The 16663-nt window shown below is 69.7% G+C and carries 16 protein-coding genes and 1 pseudogene; 6 read left to right on the top strand and 11 right to left on the bottom strand.

Annotation, left to right across the window (positions count from 1 at the left end):
- Positions 1-2 precede the first annotated feature (2 nt).
- Complete coding sequence (locus RJ03_RS30390; RefSeq protein WP_036509142.1) at positions 3-983, top strand: NADPH:quinone oxidoreductase family protein; 981 nt, start codon at positions 3-5, stop codon at positions 981-983.
- On the opposite strand, the gene RJ03_RS30385 is transcribed toward RJ03_RS30390, so the two are convergent.
- The 5 genes from RJ03_RS30385 to RJ03_RS30365 form a co-directional block, all read right to left on the bottom strand.
- Positions 980-1468 (bottom strand): hypothetical protein, encoded by a 489-nt coding sequence (locus tag RJ03_RS30385; protein ID WP_373281737.1) that lies wholly within the window; start codon positions 1466-1468, stop codon positions 980-982. The genes RJ03_RS30390 and RJ03_RS30385 overlap by 4 nt on opposite strands.
- Before the next feature lie 14 nt (positions 1469-1482).
- Positions 1483-2106: a TetR/AcrR family transcriptional regulator gene (locus RJ03_RS30380; RefSeq protein WP_036509135.1), complete on the bottom strand. Its 624-nt coding sequence runs from the start codon at positions 2104-2106 to the stop codon at positions 1483-1485.
- A 140-nt stretch (positions 2107-2246) separates the two neighbouring features.
- Positions 2247-3044, bottom strand: a complete 798-nt coding sequence (locus RJ03_RS30375; protein WP_036509132.1) for an enoyl-CoA hydratase/isomerase family protein — start codon at positions 3042-3044, stop codon at positions 2247-2249.
- Entirely contained in the window at positions 3045-4316 is a 1272-nt protein-coding gene (locus RJ03_RS30370; RefSeq protein ID WP_036509129.1) for an acetyl-CoA hydrolase/transferase family protein, read from the bottom strand.
- Positions 4313-5497 carry a CaiB/BaiF CoA transferase family protein gene (locus tag RJ03_RS30365; protein WP_083871443.1) on the bottom strand — a complete coding sequence of 395 codons (1185 nt, stop codon included), beginning with the start codon at positions 5495-5497 and terminating at the stop codon, positions 4313-4315. Before RJ03_RS30365 ends, RJ03_RS30370 begins: the two co-directional genes overlap by 4 nt.
- A gap of 179 nt (positions 5498-5676) precedes the next feature.
- Between RJ03_RS30365 and RJ03_RS30360 the strand changes: the two genes are divergently transcribed.
- Together RJ03_RS30360 and RJ03_RS30355 are read left to right on the top strand one after the other, a co-directional pair.
- On the top strand, positions 5677-7191 hold the full coding sequence (locus tag RJ03_RS30360; protein WP_245552434.1) for a class I adenylate-forming enzyme family protein: 1515 nt from the start codon (positions 5677-5679) through the stop codon (positions 7189-7191).
- Between the two features lie 52 nt (positions 7192-7243).
- On the top strand, positions 7244-8023 hold the full coding sequence (locus RJ03_RS30355; RefSeq protein WP_036509126.1) for an SDR family NAD(P)-dependent oxidoreductase: 780 nt from the start codon (positions 7244-7246) through the stop codon (positions 8021-8023).
- Positions 8024-8033: 10 nt separating this feature from the next.
- Here the strand turns inward: RJ03_RS30355 and RJ03_RS30350 are convergent, their stop codons facing one another.
- The 5 genes from RJ03_RS30350 to RJ03_RS30330 are packed head-to-tail and all read right to left on the bottom strand — an operon-like array spanning position 8034 to position 13291.
- Complete coding sequence (locus tag RJ03_RS30350) at positions 8034-9158, bottom strand: acyl-CoA dehydrogenase family protein (protein ID WP_036509123.1); 1125 nt, start codon at positions 9156-9158, stop codon at positions 8034-8036.
- On the bottom strand, positions 9155-10339 hold the full coding sequence (locus tag RJ03_RS30345; protein ID WP_036509121.1) for an acyl-CoA dehydrogenase family protein: 1185 nt from the start codon (positions 10337-10339) through the stop codon (positions 9155-9157). Before RJ03_RS30345 ends, RJ03_RS30350 begins: the two co-directional genes overlap by 4 nt.
- Positions 10340-10342: 3 nt before the next feature.
- Positions 10343-11146 carry an enoyl-CoA hydratase/isomerase family protein gene (locus RJ03_RS30340; RefSeq protein ID WP_232329144.1) on the bottom strand — a complete coding sequence of 268 codons (804 nt, stop codon included), beginning with the start codon at positions 11144-11146 and terminating at the stop codon, positions 10343-10345.
- Positions 11147-11180: 34 nt separating this feature from the next.
- Complete coding sequence (locus RJ03_RS30335) at positions 11181-12140, bottom strand: acyl-CoA dehydrogenase family protein (RefSeq protein ID WP_036509118.1); 960 nt, start codon at positions 12138-12140, stop codon at positions 11181-11183.
- Positions 12137-13291 (bottom strand): acyl-CoA dehydrogenase family protein, encoded by a 1155-nt coding sequence (locus RJ03_RS30330; protein ID WP_051025443.1) that lies wholly within the window; start codon positions 13289-13291, stop codon positions 12137-12139. The genes RJ03_RS30335 and RJ03_RS30330 overlap by 4 nt, the downstream gene beginning before the upstream one ends.
- 94 nt (positions 13292-13385) lie before the next feature.
- Between RJ03_RS30330 and RJ03_RS30325 the strand changes: the two genes are divergently transcribed.
- Positions 13386-14192 carry a FadR/GntR family transcriptional regulator gene (locus RJ03_RS30325; RefSeq protein WP_036509116.1) on the top strand — a complete coding sequence of 269 codons (807 nt, stop codon included), beginning with the start codon at positions 13386-13388 and terminating at the stop codon, positions 14190-14192.
- A gap of 112 nt (positions 14193-14304) precedes the next feature.
- Here the strand turns inward: RJ03_RS30325 and RJ03_RS30320 are convergent, their stop codons facing one another.
- Positions 14305-15126 carry an LLM class F420-dependent oxidoreductase gene (locus tag RJ03_RS30320; protein WP_036509113.1) on the bottom strand — a complete coding sequence of 274 codons (822 nt, stop codon included), beginning with the start codon at positions 15124-15126 and terminating at the stop codon, positions 14305-14307.
- 166 nt (positions 15127-15292) lie between these two features.
- On the opposite strand from RJ03_RS30320, the gene RJ03_RS30315 reads away from it, so the two are divergent.
- Positions 15293-15994 carry a DUF4389 domain-containing protein gene (locus RJ03_RS30315; RefSeq protein ID WP_036509111.1) on the top strand — a complete coding sequence of 234 codons (702 nt, stop codon included), beginning with the start codon at positions 15293-15295 and terminating at the stop codon, positions 15992-15994.
- A 358-nt stretch (positions 15995-16352) separates the two neighbouring features.
- Positions 16353-16663, top strand: a pseudogene (locus tag RJ03_RS30310) (SMP-30/gluconolactonase/LRE family protein); the annotation flags it as partial.

Raw genomic sequence — 16663 nt, 5'->3', positions numbered from 1 at the left:
GGATGCGGGCGGCGGTGTGCCCGGAGTACGGGCCACCGGAGGTGGTATGCATAGAGGAGCGGCCGGTTCCCGAACCGGGCACCGGTGAGGCCCGGGTGCGGGTGCGCGCCGCCGCGGTCAACTTTCCCGATGTCCTGCTCGTGGCGAACGAGTATCAGATCAGCGTGCCCCCACCGTTCGTCCCGGGCAGCGAATTCGCCGGTGAGGTCGTCGCGCTCGGTCCCGGCTGCGGGCCGATCGCGATCGGCGATCGGGTGTGCGGCACCGGCCTGCACGGCGCGTTCGCCGAACAGATCGCGGCCCCGGCCGGCAAGCTGACGCGCGTTCCGGAGGGCGTCGATTTCGCCGACGCGGCGGCCTTCGGTGTCACGTATCGCACTGCGTACCACTGCATTCGGTCGGTGGCGCGGGTGTCGGCGGGCGCCGAGCTGATCGTGCTCGGCGCCGGGGGCGGGGTCGGGTCGGCGGCGGTGGCACTCGGTGCGCGGCTCGGGCTGTCGGTGACCGCGGTGGCCTCCTCCCCCGCCAAGCTCGAGGTTGCGAGATCTCTGGGGGCCGCGCATCTGATCGACCACCGCGGTGGGAATCTGCGCGACGGCTTACGTGCCGCGCTGCCCGGGGGCGCCGATGCCGTCATCGATCCGGTCGGCGGGGCGCTCAGCGAACCGGCGCTGCGGTCGTTGCGCCGCGGCGGGCGTTTCGTCACGGTCGGCTACGCCTCCGGCACGGTTCCCCGCATCCCGCTGAATCTGGTGCTGGTCAAGGGAATTCACGTACTGGGCTTCCAGTTCCAGGATATCGACCGGGCCGAATTCGACCGCAACGAGCGCGAACTCGGGCGGCTGCTGACCGACGGCTTGCGCCCGCATATCGGCGCCCGCTTCGCGCTGTCCGACTCCGCCGCGGCCCTCCGGCTGGTCGCCGACGGGCACGCGGTCGGAAAGGTCGTCATCGATATGGACGACGACGGAGCGGACGGTTAACCGGCCACCGGCACCAGATCCACCGGCGGCGCCCACACCGGTGCTCCGCTGCGAAACGTCTCCAGCGGAGCCACCGCGGTGGCCGGTATCCCCGCGGCGGCGAGGGCCTGACGCTTGAAAGCCCGTGCGGCGACACTCAATCGGTGCTGCACGGTATCCACCCGGCAGTCGAGTTCGTCGGGACAGAACTCGCCGAGCAGCGTGACCTCGGACAGTCCGCGGTCGAGCGTGTCGAGGACGCCGCAGCGGATGCGGTGATCGGTTTCGAACAACTCACCGGCCAGGGCCACCGCATGCGGATGCGGTCCGTGGACGGGCGAGGACAGTGAGTCCTCCATATCGAGGACGACGGCGCCGAGAATCTCGAGCGCGCGGGCGTGGGTAGGATCGCCGACGATGACGGTGACCTCCCAGCCGGCCATCCCGCGATCGAACAGCCAGCCGCCGGCGCAGCGCACCACTTCGGTCACCGTCGGCGCTACCACACCCAGCCGGTACCTCAATGGACGTCGCTGCGCGTCAGCTCGCGTTCGAGCGACCGAGCGTACTCCTGGAACACCTTGGTCAGTGGAATCGAGGGATCGAGCAGCCATGACGTTTCCATTCCATTGAGAAAAGCGACTATCTCCACAGCCTTGACGGCAGGGTCCACATCGGCGCTGTAGCGCCCGCAGCGCTGTCCGCGCCGGATACTCTCGGCGACCTGATCGGTCGCCGCGCGGTAGCGATCGAGCAGGCGATCGTGCAGCGGCGCATCGGGTTCCAGATTCTCGATCAACAACACCGCGTACATGCCGATCAGATCGGGTGCGCGGTGAAAACGATCGGCGACTCCGGAGATCTGTTCGGGCAGTTCGCCTTCCAGATCCGCGTGCATCTCGTCGTCGGTGTCGCGGGCCTCCAGGACCGCGTGCAGCAGTTGATCCTTCGATTCGAAGTGGTGCAGCAACCCGGCCGGGGTGACTCCGGCTTCCCGGGCGATCTGCGCGAGCGTGGTCGACCGCCACCCGTTGCGGGCGAGCATCCGCTGCGCCACGGCGAGGATGCGCAGTTTGCGCTCCTCCCCCTTGGCGAGCAGCGTGTCGTAGGCCCGAACGTTGGCTGGCCGTCGCTGACCGGACACCGAACTCCTTTGGTCGAAGCAACCTACTGAACACACAGTAGGTTGGTTTGACATGTGTGACAAGGGTCTCATTTGTGCCGACTTTTGCCGCAGATCACATCCGACGCGGTGGACGTATCGTGCGGCGCGGCCGACATCGGTCAACGCCCCTTCCACACCGGCGGGCGGCGTGCGGCGAACGCCGCCGGCCCCTCCTGCGCATCCTCGCTCCGATAACAGCGTTCACTGGCCGCGCGGGCCGCCCGCAGGGCCGCCGCCCGGCCCATCTCGGTGGCGAGCATAACCGTCTCGCGCGCGGCGCGGACCGAAAGCGGTGCGCCGCTGAGGATTTCGCCGGCCAGCTCGATCGCGGTGTCCAGCAGACGCCCCGGTTCGGCGAGGCGATTGACCAGGCCGATCTCGTAGGCTCGCCGTGCGTCGATGGGGGCGCCGGTCAGAAGCAGTTCCATCATGATGCGCTGCGGGATCATGTGGATCAGCGGCGCCGCCCACGGCGAGCTGCGCCCGACCTTCACCTCGGTCACCGCGAAACGCGCGGTCGTCGCGGCGACACACAGATCGCAGGCCTGCGCGATCATCCATCCGCCGGCGAACGCGGCGCCGTTCACCGCGGCGATGGTCGGCTTCGACAATTCGATGGTGTCGTAGGGCAGCGGGTACATCTCCCGCGGCGGCACCCGCATCCCGGTCGCGACCATCTCCTTCAGATCGCCCCCGGCACAGAAGGCCTTGTCCCCCGCGCCGGTGAGGATCGCGATCCGCAGTGCCGCATCGTGTTCGAAGCGGTCCCAGGCGGCGAACAGGCCCGCGCGGATCTCGGCGTCCAGGCAGTTGCGGGTGGCGGGCCGATTCAGCGTGATGACGGCGATGCCGTCGGCACGGGCGTCGAACAGCACCGCCTCGGTGCGGGATGGATCGGTCGCGGATGTGTCGGCCATTCAGAATCCTCGCTTCGTGATCTCGGCCGCGGCCCGTTCCAGATCCTCGCGGAAATCGGGATGGGCGATGGCGGTCAACCGGCGCGCCCGCTCGGCGAGAGTGCGCCCGGCCAGCTCGGCCGCGCCGAATTCGGTGACGACGATGTCGGTTTCGCTGCGCGCGGTGGTGACCGGTCCCGACAGAGCGGCGCTGATCCGGCTCACGGTGCCGCCCTTGGCAGTGGCGGGCAGCGCGATGATGGCGTGCCCGCCGCGGGCGCGCGCCGCCCCGCGCACGAAATCGACCTGTCCGCCGGTGCCGCCGAGATAGGCCGTTCCGTGCTGTTCGGCGTTGACCTGTCCGGTGAGGTCGACCTCCACCGCGGAATTGACCGCCACCAGGTCGTCGAGCCGGGCGAGCACGGCGGCATCGTGAGTGTAGGTGGCCGGGCACATCCGGATCGCGGGGTTGCGGTCGGCGAAGTCGTAGAGCCGGCGGGTCCCGATCAGCGCGCCGGTCACCGAGATGCCGGTGTCGATGCGCTTGCGGGCGTTGGTGATCGCGCCCGCCTCGACGAGGTCGACCAGGCCGTCGCCGATCATTCCGGAGTGGACGCCGAGATCCACCCGGTCGCTCAGCATCCGCAGCAGCGCGTCGGGCACCGCGCCGATCCCGGTCTGCACCACGGCACCGTCGCCGATGAAGGCGGCCGCGTGGCGTGCGATCGCCTCGTCGACGGGCCCGATTCGCGGCGGGACGACGGTGACCGGCGGTCGCGAGACCTCGACGGCGTAGTCGATCTCGCTGCCGGGAATCGATTCGCCGTAGGTCCACGGCACCTGTTCGTTGATCTCGGCCACCACCACCCGCGCGGCGCGCACCGCCGCGGCGACATGGTCGCTCACCAGCCCGAGGCTGTGATTGCCGTGGCGGTCGGCGGGCGCGACCTGGACGAAAGCGCAATCGCATGGCAGCGCGCCGGATTCGAGCATCGGCCCGATCTGCCCGACGTGGCAGGCGATCACCTCGAGGGCGTGCGAAGCGGTCAGGCCGCGCAGCGCGCCGATCGCGCCCATACTGCGCATCCGCAGGCCGGCGGTGGCGGCCGGGGTGAACGATCCCGAGAAACTGGTGGCGATGAAGACGGTCAGCCCGCCGATGCCCGCACCTTGGCGCAACAGCGATTCGACCAGCGTCGGCGGTTCGCCGCAGGCCTGCCCGATCACGACATGATCGCCGGGTCGCAGGAATTCGCTCAGATCCAGGTCCGCCGGATCGCGCACGACCGTCATGCGGCGCCTCCCTCACCGGCGCGCGTCAGACCGCTGTTTCGATCGCCGACGAATTCGGCGGTGTGTGCGCCCAGCCGCGGTGCCGGTCCGGCCACACGGCCGGGGGTGCGGGAGAACCACGCGGGCGGACCCGGGAACCGCACCGGACCGTTCGGTGTGTCGACGGTTTCGAAGAAGCCCACCGCCTCGAGATGCGGATTGTGGAACAGCGCGTCCAGGGAATTCACCGGCGCCGCGGGGATGTCGAGTCCCCCGAGCAGGTCCAGCCACTGCTGTGTCGTGCGCTCCCGGAACGTGCCGGCCAGTAGCGCGTAAACCTCGTCGATCCGCGCGGCCCGCTGTGCGAGGGTGGCGAATTCGCTGGTGGCCCAAGGCGGGCGCACCGCGTCGACGAACGCGTTCCACTGTTTGTCGTTGTAGACCAGTGCCGCGAGGTATCCGTCGGCGGTGCGGTAGGGCTTGCGGTCGGGGGTGAGCGCACGCGGATATCCCGGCGGCGTGAGCGCCGGTTCGAACAGGGCGCCGGCGGCGTGCTCCACGAGCATGAACGCCGCCATCGTCTCGAACATGGCGACCTCCACCTCCTGGCCCTCACCGGTGCGTTCCCGATGGAACAGCGCCATCACCGTCGCGTACAGGGCGGTCAGGCCGGCGACCTTGTCGGCCATGATGGTCCCGACGTAGGCGGTGGTACCGGTCAGGCGTTGTTGCACATAGGGGAGGCCGCATTCGGCCTGGACCGTGTCGTCGTAGGCGGTGCGATCCGCGTCCGGGCCGCGGCGGCCGTAGCCGTAGCAGTTGGTGTAGACGATCGCCGGATTCACCGCCGCCACCGCCGGATAGTCGAAACCCAGTGCCGCGATCGCCCGTCCGCGCATCGAATGGATGAACACATCGCCGGTGCGGATCACTGCGCGCAGTGCCTCTTTTCCGGACTCGGTACGCAGATCCAGCACCACGCTGCGTTTGCCGCGGTTGACGTTGACGAACACCCCACCCATCCCGGGTTCCGGTCCGGCGGAGATGTAGCGGGTGTTGTCCCCGGCCGGCGGCTCGATCTTGATCACCTCCGCGCCCATGTCGGCCATGATCTGCGTGCAGTACGGGCCCATGACCATCGCGGTCAGGTCGATGACCCGCACCCCCGCCAGCGGACCGGCGGCGGTGTTCGGCGGCTGCATGATCGGTGCCTCCTCGTTCGACACTCCCGCGCGACGACCGGCTCCGGACGGGCGTGACCACGGCGTCCGGGCACGTGGAATCGAAGCCCACCGGCCGCGCGGAGTCGCGAACAGCCCTCGGGGGCAACATCTTCAGGCTATCTGATGAATCTTTACAAGGATAGTGATATCAAGGTTCGGTGGGCAGTGACAACAACGGCGTGCGGATTCCCGCTTCGGTCGCCACGATCCTCGATCCGATGCTCGCCACCCGGCCCGACGCCACCGCGATCGAAGCGGTGTCGGGAGCGTGGACGTATGCCGAACTCGACGAAGCGGCGGCGCGGGCGGCCGGCGCCCTGTGGCGGCTCGGGGTGCGCCCGGGCGATCGGGTCGCGGCGTGTCTGCCCAACGATCTGCCCATCGTGGCGGCCTTCCACGGCGCCCAGCGGATCGGCGCGGTGTGGGCCGGAATCGGCGAGGCGGCCGCGGCATCCGAACAGCAACTGCTGTGCGATCTGGTGGAGCCGTCGGTCGTCCTGGCGGGGCCGCGATTCGAACCGCGAATGTCGCACGCTGTCGATCCCGACCGATGGACCGGGCTGCTCCGCGCGGCCGAGCCCGCGCCGCGAATCGAGACCGATCCCGAGGCACCGGCCGGAATCGCGTTCACCAGCGGCACCTCCGGGGTCCCCAAGGCCGTCGTCCATTCCCAGCGCGGCATGCTGCTGCCGGGGGCGGTCACGGTGGCGACCCGCGGCTGGGGTCCGGATCTGCGCCGCGGCGACAGCTTCGCGCTGACCATTCTCAACATGATGATCCTGTCCACCCTCACCACCGCCCAGGCCGGCGGGACCGCGGTGATCATGAATCGGCGCGACGCCGACGGAGTGGCGGAATGGATTGCCGCACATCGGGTTACGGTGTGGAACGGCGCTCCCGCCCAGCTCTACGATCTGGCCCGCCGGAACACCGATCTGAGCTCGCTACGCGAGGTGTGGAGCGGCGGCAGCGACACCTCCGACGCGGTGCGAGGCGCCTTCGCCGAGGCCCACGGCCTGGTTCCGCGCGTCACGTACGGGCTCACCGAGGCGCCGACCGTGGTGTCGATCGACCCGCCCGGTTCGGCGTGGCGGCCGGGCACGAGCGGCCGGGTGACACCGCAATTCGGCGTAGCCGCCTACGACGACGGTGGTCACCGCCTGCCCGCCGGCGAACCGGGTGAATTGCGGCTGTCCCCTGCGTCGGCCGGGCCGTGGGCGAATCGATGGACACCGATGCTGGGCTACTGGGCCGATGGCCGCGTGCGTTCGGGCGAGCCGCTTCCGCTACCCACCGGCGATATCGGAGCCGTCGACGAGGAGGGCTGGCTGCGGGTGATCGACCGCAAGAAGCTGGTGATCATCCGTGGCGGCGCGAACGTCTATCCGCTCGAGGTGGAACGGGTCATCACCGGATATCCGGAAGTCGCCGCCGCGGCGGTCTGCGGAATTCCCGACGAGCGGCTCGGCCAGCGGGTCGCCGCCGTCGTCGAAAGCACCGGGCCGGCAGTGGATTTCGATGCGCTGACGGCTTGGTGCCGCCGCGAACTGGCGAGCTACAAGGTGCCCGAGCGCTGGGTTCAGGTGCCGGCACTGCCGGTGAATGCGATGGGCAAGATTCGGCGCACCGAACTCGCGGCGCTGGTGGCCGCACGGACCGGAGGACCGTCGTGACCGCACGGCGCATCTTCATCATGCAACCTGTTGCGGCGAAAGGGAGTACGCGGTGACCGAACAGCGGCGCTCCGGTGGGGCGGACGTCTTCGATCTGAAGGGCCGGGTCGCGATCGTGACCGGCGCCTCGTCGGGCCTCGGCGCAGCCGTGGCTCGCACCCTCGCCGGACTCGGCGCCCGGGTCGCGGTGGTGGCGCGTCGCCGCGACCGGCTGGAGGAACTGGCCGCGGAGATCGACGGCCTCGCCGTCGCCGCCGACCTGTCGGAGCTGGACCGCCTCGGCGTGATCGCCGAGGCGACGGCCGCCGGGCTGGGTCCGCCGGAAATCCTGGTCAACGCGGCGGGCACCATGTTCACCGAGCAACGCGCGGAATCCGAACCGCTGCCGGCCATCCGGTCGACCCTGGAGCTGAATCTGGCCGCACCGCTGCTGCTGTCGCAGGCGGTGTTCGAGCATATGCGTGCGGTCGGCCGCGGCAGTATCGTCAACATCTCCTCGATCAGTGGCCGGGTGGGCATCCCCGGCATCCCGCAGGCGTCCTACGCCGCCAGTAAGGCCGGATTATCCGGTCTGACAGCCGAATTGGCGGTCCAGTGGGCCCGCCACTGCATCCGGGTCAACACGGTCGCGCCGGGCTTCTTCCGCAGCGAGATCACCGCCCCGCTCTACGACAACGAACGCCCCCGCGAATACCTGCGCCGCAACACACCACTGCCCCGCCACGGCACCCCCGAGGATGTGGTGGGCGCGGTCGCCTGGCTGGCCGGGGACGCCGCGAGCTACGTCACCGGCCAGACCATCGTCGTGGACGGCGGATGGACCGCCCGCTGACGACAGCGCCTCACGGGGTGAAGTCCGGTTCCCGGTAGCGGTGGGCGAGGTGGGCGCGATGTTCGGCCGGGGAGCCGAACAGTGCGCGGTTGAAGGTGGCGCGTTCCAGGTAGCGGTGGATGCCGCTCTCCCAGGTGTATCCCATCCCGCCGTGCAGTTGCATGGCCTTTCCGGCGATGTCGACCGCGACGGCACAGGCGTGGGACTTGGCTCGGGCGACCGCGATCCACGCGTCCGCGGCGCCATGGACGTGCGCGGCGACGGCGGCGTCGACGAGCCCGGTCGCGATGCGCAGAGCGACGAGCATATCCGCGCACGCGTGTTTCACCGCTTGAAAGGAGCCGACCGGCCGGCCGAACTGTTCGCGGGTACGCACGTGGGTGACGGTGGCTTCCAGGGCCGCCTCGGCGAGTCCCACGCTGTCGATCGCGGTGGCCAGCGCGGCCCGCTCGAACAGCGCACGCAACGGGTCGGTCCCGGTCCAGTGCCAGACCGACTCCGCGTCGACTCGGGCGTCCTCGGCGTGCACCGTGCCGACGGTGCGGGTCGCGTCGAGAATCGGCTGCTCGGTGGACGCGAGACCGGGCGAGCCCGGGGACACCGCCACCAGCACCGCCGATCCGTCCGGTTCTCTCGACGGAATCAACAACGTGGTCGCGACGGTGATGTCGGCCGCGAATTCCGCTGTGCCGCGCAGATAAACGGCGTCGTCGCGGCGCTCGATCCGGAACGGCACGAATCCGCCGGACCCGTCCCACGGTGGCTTGGCGTCCCCACCCGCCACCACGATCGGCACGGCCGCGCCACCGGCCGTCGTGCGCAACAGCCGGTCCCGGGCGGCGTTCGGCGCCACCGCGGCGAGTGCGGGCAGCGTCAGCGCCGCCACCGAGGCGTAAGGACCGCGGGTGAGGGCGCGGCCCATTTCCCGCAGCACCACCGCGACCTCGGCGAATGTGGCTCCCGCGCCGTCGAATTCGGCGGCCACCTCGAGCCCCGGCCACCCCGATGCCGCGATCGGCGTCCAGTCCTGCGGCTGCCCCGGCGCGGTCGCCCCGAGTACGCGCCGCGCCACCGCGCGCAGATCGTCGTGCACCTCCGCGAAGTCGGTCACCGGCTCCGACAGCTGCCCGGTCATCGCGGCACCACCGGTTCCCGCGGCAGGCCGAGTCCGCGTTCTCCGATGATGGTGCGCTGGATCTCGCTGGTGCCGCCGGGAATGGTCCACTCCCACGACCCGAGGAAGTCGAGCATCCAGGCCCCCGACTCCCATCCGCTGGATCGCGGTTTGCGCAGCACCGCATGGGCGCTCACCCCCGCCACCTCCGTCCCGAAATCCGTCATCCGCTGCAGCAGTTCGCTGTAGTACAACTTCACGATCGAGGCATCGGCCGGGCCGGGCCGCTCGGCCGCGACCAGATCGGCGCACAGACCCCGCAGGCCGGCCAGTTCGGTTTCCAGTTGCGCCAGCCGATCCGCGACCGGTGGATCGTCCAGCGCACATCCGCCATCGGGGCGCGGCCGCGCGCACAGCGAGGCCAGTCGCCGGAAGCCGCCGTGCGCCAGCCGTTCGGCCAGTTCGAGCATCGTCAGCCCGCGTTCGGCGCCGAGCGTCCGCTGCGCCACCTGCCAGCCCTGATGCTCGGGACCGATGAGATTCGCCGCGGGTATCTCGACGTCGTCGAGGAAGATTTCGCAGAAATGCCACTCCCCGGTGGCCTGCCGGATCGGCCGCACCTCCACCCCGGGCGAACGCATATCGAGCAGAAAATACGAAATGCCGTGCCGTTGCGGGGCTTTCGGATCGGTGCGCGCCAGCAGCAGGCACCAGTCGGCGAACGCCGCGCCGCTGGCCCAGAGTTTGCGGCCGTTGAGCACGTAGGTGTCGCCGTCGCGGCGGGCGGAGGTGCGCAGGGCCGCCATATCCGATCCGGCGTCCGGTTCCGAGAAACCCTGGCACCAGATCTCGCCGTCCAAAATCGCGGGCAGATGCCGGTCGCGTTGCGCTGCGGTACCCGCGGCCAGCAGCGTCGAGGCCGCATGATGAATCGAGACGAACGCCAATACCAGCCGCGGCGCGTCGTGTGCCGCGAGTTCGGAATACAGCACCGCCTGCTGCGCGACCGGCATACCGCCGCCCCACTCCCGCGGCCAGTGCGGCACCGCGAAACCGCCCGCCCGCAGGCGTTGAAACCATTCCTGTTGGAATTCCACGAATTCCGCGTCCGTGGCGCCGGTCTGCCGTGCCCGCCACTCGGGCGGAATATTCGCCGCACACCACTGCCGCACCTGCTCCCGGAATTCGGCCAGTGCATCCATCGGCTACCTCCGGGCCGCCGAGCGCCGGAGCGCCAGCAGCCGTTCACGATGTTCGGGTGAGCACATGGTGACAGATTCGGCGGCGAATCCCGCCTGCATCGCACCGCTGAGAGCCTGTGCCAGATACATGTTCGCGACCCGCTTGGTGGCTCGCAGCGCCGGTGCCGGTTGCGCGGCCAGCCGCCGCGCCAGCCGCAGGGCGTCGTCGAGCAGCTCCTCCGGTTCGGATACCGCGGTGGCCAGTCCCAAGTCGACGGCGGTCGCGGCATCGATGCGGTCGCCGGTGTAGAGGTAGACGCGCGAGCGCAGCAACGGAGTCAGCAGCGGCCAGAAGGCCGCGCCGCCGTCACCGGCGACCAGCCCCACGCTCACATGCGGATCGGCCAGATACGCGCTGCGCGACATCAACACCACATCCGAGAGGGCGGCGACGCTCGCACCCAATCCCATGGCGGGACCGTTCACCGCGGCGATCACCGGTAACGGGAACCGCAACATCTCCTCGATGATCTGCGCGCCTTCGCGCAGGCTCTCCTCCCGCGCCACCGGATCGTCGAGGAAGGAGGTGATCCAGTCCAGGTCTCCGCCCGCGCTGAAGGCCCGGCCGGCGCCGGTCACGACGACCACCTTCGCCGCGGTGTCGGCCGCGAGCTGCCGCCACACGTGGGCCAGCGCCCAGTGCAGCGGTTCGTTCACGGCGTTCAATTCGCCGGGCCGGTTGATGGTCACCGTTCGCACCGGCCCGCTGCCCGTCACCGTCAGCACATCGGGCAGGTCGTAGGCCGGAATATCGTCCGTCACAGGCACTTACCGCACTTTCGCATTCGGTGCACAGGTGCACTCACTGCCATGTCGCATCGACTGCCTCCCCGCCGTCGAACGGCCCGGGCAGACCTTGTGCGCCGAGATGGCGGGTCAGCCGATCGAGCGTCCCGGAACTCGCCCACGGCAGCCGGCGCAGCGGCAGGCTGTAACGCGACAACCACGACAGCGGCGATTCGTCGCAGAAGCCGATCGCCCCGTGTAACTGGTGGGCGACCCGGAAGACGGTTTCCGCGGCATCGAGCGCGGCGACCCGCGCCGCGAGCGCGTCGCCGAGAGCATCCTCCCCGCCGCAGCGGACGCTCCACAAGGCGTATTTCGCGAGGACATCCAGCCCGCTGCGCTCGACCTCGGCATCGGTGAGCTGAAATTGCACGCCTTGGAATTTCGCCAGCGGCTGCCCGAACTGGGTGCGCATCAGGACATGGGAGCGAGTGAGGTCGAGGGCACGGTCCAGCATGCCCAGCAGCGTCCAGCAGTTCAGCGTGAGCGGGAGTGCCGCGTCCGCGCTTCCGGCCGCCCCGACCGAGGTAAGCGCCAAGGGCGTCACGAAGGCGGAGGTCCGCGGCGACGCGCCGTCGGGCAGCGTCCGCGCCTGGAAGAGCTTGCCCTCCACCGTGACTGCCGCCCAGCACAGGTCCAGATCGGCGACCGCACCCCGGGCGCGGGATTCGGTGACCACCACCAGGCCGTCGGCCTCCGCGTCGAGCGGCCGCGCCAGCCGTTCGGCCAGCGGATAGGGCAGCGCCCAGTAGCCGGCACTGCGGCACAGCGCCGCCGCCGCTTCCAGATCGTCGCGGTCGCGTCGCGGATCCAGCTCCCACGCGCCGAGTCCGGCCAGCATCGGCGCGACGATGTCCGCGCGACGGGACGGCTCGGCCTCGGCGTCCTGGATCAGCCGGTCCCCGCCCGCGGCCGCGATGGCCCGGCTCGCCTCGCGGCCGTAGTCGGCGGCCTCGCGGCACAGTTCGATGTTCACGATGCCCCCAGCAAGGCCCGCGACAACAGCAGTCGCTGCATTTCGATACTTCCCGAGGCGATGGTCGCGGCCTGCGAGTACCGCCAATGGTCGGCGACCGCGCGGCGAAACCAGCTCTCCCGCTGCGTATCCGGTGTGGTGTCGAGCTGGTCGGCCAGTTCGGTGAGTACTTCGGCACTGTCCTGATCGAGCCGGGTGACGGCGATCCGATAGGCGGCGGCGTCACCGGGCGCCACCCGGTCCTCGTTCTGCATCGCGACCACCCGGTAGGCCAGCAACCGTGCCCGGCGGCAGTGCACCAGCATGCGCGCCCAGCGCCCGCGCAACTCGGCCGGCACCTCCGCCCAGCGATCGCCCAGTACCGCCGGCGCCGCACGCAGCAGTCGTTCACAGCGGGCGTAGCGGGCGATGCCGACGCGTTCGAAGGCCAGCACCTCCTGCACGACCGCCCAGCCTTCGCCGACCGTGCCGAGCACATCGTCCCCGGTCACCCGCAACTCGTCGAAGAACACCTCGTTCAGATGATGCGGGCCCATCATGGCGCGGATCGGCCGCACCTGGACCCCCGGCGCGGACATCGGCACCAGGAAGATGGTCAGCCCGTGTTGTTTGCGGGCACCGGTGGCGGTGCGCGCCAGCAGGAAACACCACTGCGCCATGGTCGCGTAGGAGGTCCAGATCTTCTGCCCGCTGATCAGCCAGCCGTCGCCGTCGCGGCGGGCGGTGGTGCGCAGCGACGCCAGATCGGAGCCCGCCTCGGGTTCGCTGAATCCCTGGCACCAGATCACCTCGCCGCGCGCGATCGGCGGCAGATGGGTGCGTTGCTGCCGCGGGGTGCCGTGCCGCATGAGCGCAGGCCCGACCCAGTTGACCCCCATGTACTGGGCGCCGCGCGGCTCGTGATGGGCCCACATCTCCTCGCGGACCACCGTCTGCTCCCACACCGATCCGCCGTGCCCGCCGAATTCGCGGGGCCAGGCCGCGCACAGCAGTCCGCGCTCGGCCAGGACCCCGCAGAACTGCTGCGCCACGGCCAGATCGGCCGGATCGTCGGTGAAGGCGCCCAGGAAATCGGCGGGGACGTGCTGGGACACCAAGCGCCGCAAGTCATCTCGCAGCGCGTCGGCGGCCTCCCCCATCGTGAAGTCCATCACCAGACGGTACGTCAATCCTCATAAGGATAGCAATATTTGAATGGTCAGCACCGCCTGGTTAGAATCCGTGCATGGACCAAAGGCAGCCCGCGTGACCACCGCGCGTCGCGGGCGGATTCCGCAGCGCCGCATCGCCGAAACGGTCGCCTCCGAGCTGCGTACGCGCATCCTGTCCGGCGACGACGACTATCGCCTGCCCACCCAGGACCAGCTGGTGAAGGAATTCGGCGTCAGCTATCCCTCGATCCGGGAATCGCTGCGCATCCTCGAGACCGAGGGGCTGGTCACGGTGCGGCGCGGCAATGTCGGCGGCGCGGAGGTCCACCGGCCCGATGAAACCTCCGCCGCCTACCACCTGGGTCTGGCGCTCCAGGGCGCGCGGGTCACCCTCGGCGATCTGGCGGCCGCGCTGCAGATGCTCGAACCGCTGTGCGCGGCCGAATGCGCCCGTCGCCCCGACCGCGCCGAGGTCGTGGTCCCGGCGCTCGAGGCCAATATCCGCGCCTGTGAGCAGGTGGTCGGCGACGGCGTCGCCTTCACCCGCACCGCGCGCGAATTCCACGATCTGGTGGTCGCTTTCACCCCGAACGCGACGGTGCGCTGCGTCGTGTCCAGCCTGGTGACCCTGTGGTCGGCACAGGAGCAGGCGTGGGCCGAGACACTCACCCGGCGCGGTGAGTATCCGTCGAAACCACAGGCCCACGACGCGGCCCGGGTGCACGCCCGGCTGGTCACCGCGATCGCCGACGGCGACGACGCCGAGGCCGAACGCCTGGCCCGCGCCCACCTGCGCGCCACCCAGTCCGTCGTGCTGGAACGCTACGACGCGGGTGTGGTCAACGCTTCCTCGGATCTGGCACGTCAGGCCATCGCCGCGGGTCCCCGCGCGAGACTGTAGTTCCGATCGAAAAGCTCACGGGCGCAGTACATTCGGATAGGCCGCGCGCCGATTCGCACATGTGCGGGCAGCGCCGTGACCATGCCGCCACGACGCTGCCGGGCACCACACCTCAGTCGCGGTAACGCTCGGCGACGGCCGCGAATTCGTCCAGGGCGCGCAGCGATTCCGATTCCGGCAGGGTCGGCAACGACAGCGTCACCCGCTCGACGCCTGCCTCCGCATAGGCATCCAGCAGTGCGGGATCGGGTGCGACCGGCGTGATCGCGATCGGGATCTCACTGTCGCCGACGGCGGCCAGTTGCGCCGGCACCTCCGAAGGATCGGCCACGCCGTTGGGCACCCAGCCGATGCCGAGACGCACCGCACGTCGCGCCGCGACCTCCCCGCCCCCGACGAAGATCGGCGGATGCGGACGCTGCACCGGCTTGGGCCAGGCGAAGATCGGATCGAAATCGACGAACCGGCCATGATATTCCGCCAGATCCTGGGTCCAGATCGCCCGGATCGCGGCCAGCTGCTCGTCCAGCAGGGCGCCGCGCGTCCGCGGGTCGGTGCCGTGGTCGGCCATCTCCTCACGGTTCCAGCCGACGCCGACGCCGAAGACCACCCGCCCGCCGGAGAGGTGGTCGAGGGTGGCCACCTCCTTGGCGGTGTGGATCGGATCGCGCTGGATCAGCAGCGTGACCCCGGTGCCGAGTACCAGGCGTTCGGTCACGACGGCCACGGCGGCGAGCGCTACGAACGGGTCGAAGGTGCGGTAGTACACGCGAGGGAGCTCACCGCCGCCCGGATACGGCGTTTCCCGGCTCGCCGGAATGTGGGAATGTTCGGCGAGGAACAGCGATTCGAATCCGCGCTCCTCGAGCGCCGGTCCGAGAACCCGGGGACCGATGCCCTCATCGGTCAGGAAGGTGTTGACTCCGATCTTCATACGAGGCCGAACCTCGTCATCGCATCCGCGTATTCCCGGCTCGGCGGATGTCTCGCGGGGGTGACGCGCACCGGCCCGAATTACCCCTGCGCGCAGGGTGAATGCGAAACAATCGTGCATATCCCACGCGGCTCGGCTGGGCCGCGACCGCCGAGAGGAGCGTGACATGCAACCCGAGGCATCTCCCTACCCGGTCCGCGTGCGCGGCGATCTGGACCCCGCGCTGTCGCGCTGGCAGTGGATCGTCAAATGGATTCTGGCGATCCCGCACTACATCGTGCTGTTCTTCCTGCATATCGCCTATGCGGTGGTGACGGTCATCGCGTTCTTCGCCATTCTGTTCACGGGCCGCTATCCGCGCGGGCTGTTCGATTTCAACGTCGGTGTGCTGCGCTGGTCGTGGCGCGTGCGGTTCTACGCGCTGTCGGCACTCGGCACCGACCGATATCCCCCGTTCAGTCTCCGATCCGACGAGAGCTATCCAGCCGACCTCGACGTCGACTATCCCGAGCGGCTGCACCGGGGTCTGGTCCTGATCAAATGGTGGTTGCTGGCGATCCCGCAGTATCTGATCGTCTGGGCGTTCGTCGGCAGCTCGCGGTACTGGGGCGGAGACGACGAAGGGACCGCCGTCATCTGGATCCCACTGCTCGGCATCCTCGTCTTCATCGCGGCGATCGCACTGCTGTTCACCGGCCGGTATCCGCACGGCCTGTTCGCCTTCGTGCTCGGCATGAACCGGTGGACGCTGCGGGTCCGGGCCTACGTGTCGCTGATGCGCGACGAATACCCGCCGTTCCGGCTGGACCAGGGGCCGCGCGAACCCGAAACCGCTCCGCACCCACCGGAATCCGGTTACCCCGTCTGAGTTCCACCCGCAGGGTCCGGCCGCGGGCGCGACAGTTGCGCGTCCGCGGCCGGGCCGATAGCCCCACGCCCGAGGCGATGATCACGCCACGGAACGATCCACACGATCGGCCGCGGGCGCCCCGGCAGAACTCCCGCACGACCGAATCCCAAGAGCGGCATTGCCGCAGGTCGCGGCCTGCGGTCTCCGCATGCTACGTCAATCCTGTCAATGATAACAACACTTGAATGATAGAAAGTGGAGAACTACGCTCTCCACAAACGAGAAGGTGTCATACATCACCATCGTCTCGCGGGAGACGTGTGGTCGGCACCGAATCGGGTGATCCCTCGACCCAGAGCACTACGGAGGCTTCGCGGTGACTACACCGGCGCGCTACCTCACCTCGACCGCGGCGAGCGTCGCCGACGGGTGGACCCTCGACCGCGTCACCGCACCGAGCAGGCTGTTCGGCGCCAACGGCATTCGCACCGGCGCCGACGGCCGGATCTATGTCGCGCAGGTGGCGGGCAGCCAGATCAGCGCCCTGGACCCGAATTCCGGCGATCTGGAGACGATCAGCGCGATGGGCAGCGATATCGTCGCGCCCGACGACATCGCCTTCGCACCCGACGGCGAGCTCTACATCACCGAGTACTACGACGGCCGCGTCAGCATTCGCGACGGCAA

This window comes from Nocardia aobensis NBRC 100429 (assembly GCF_000308375.1).
GTDB lineage: Bacteria > Actinomycetota > Actinomycetes > Mycobacteriales > Mycobacteriaceae > Nocardia > Nocardia aobensis.
This window is presented reverse-complemented; position numbering and strand designations above follow the sequence as displayed.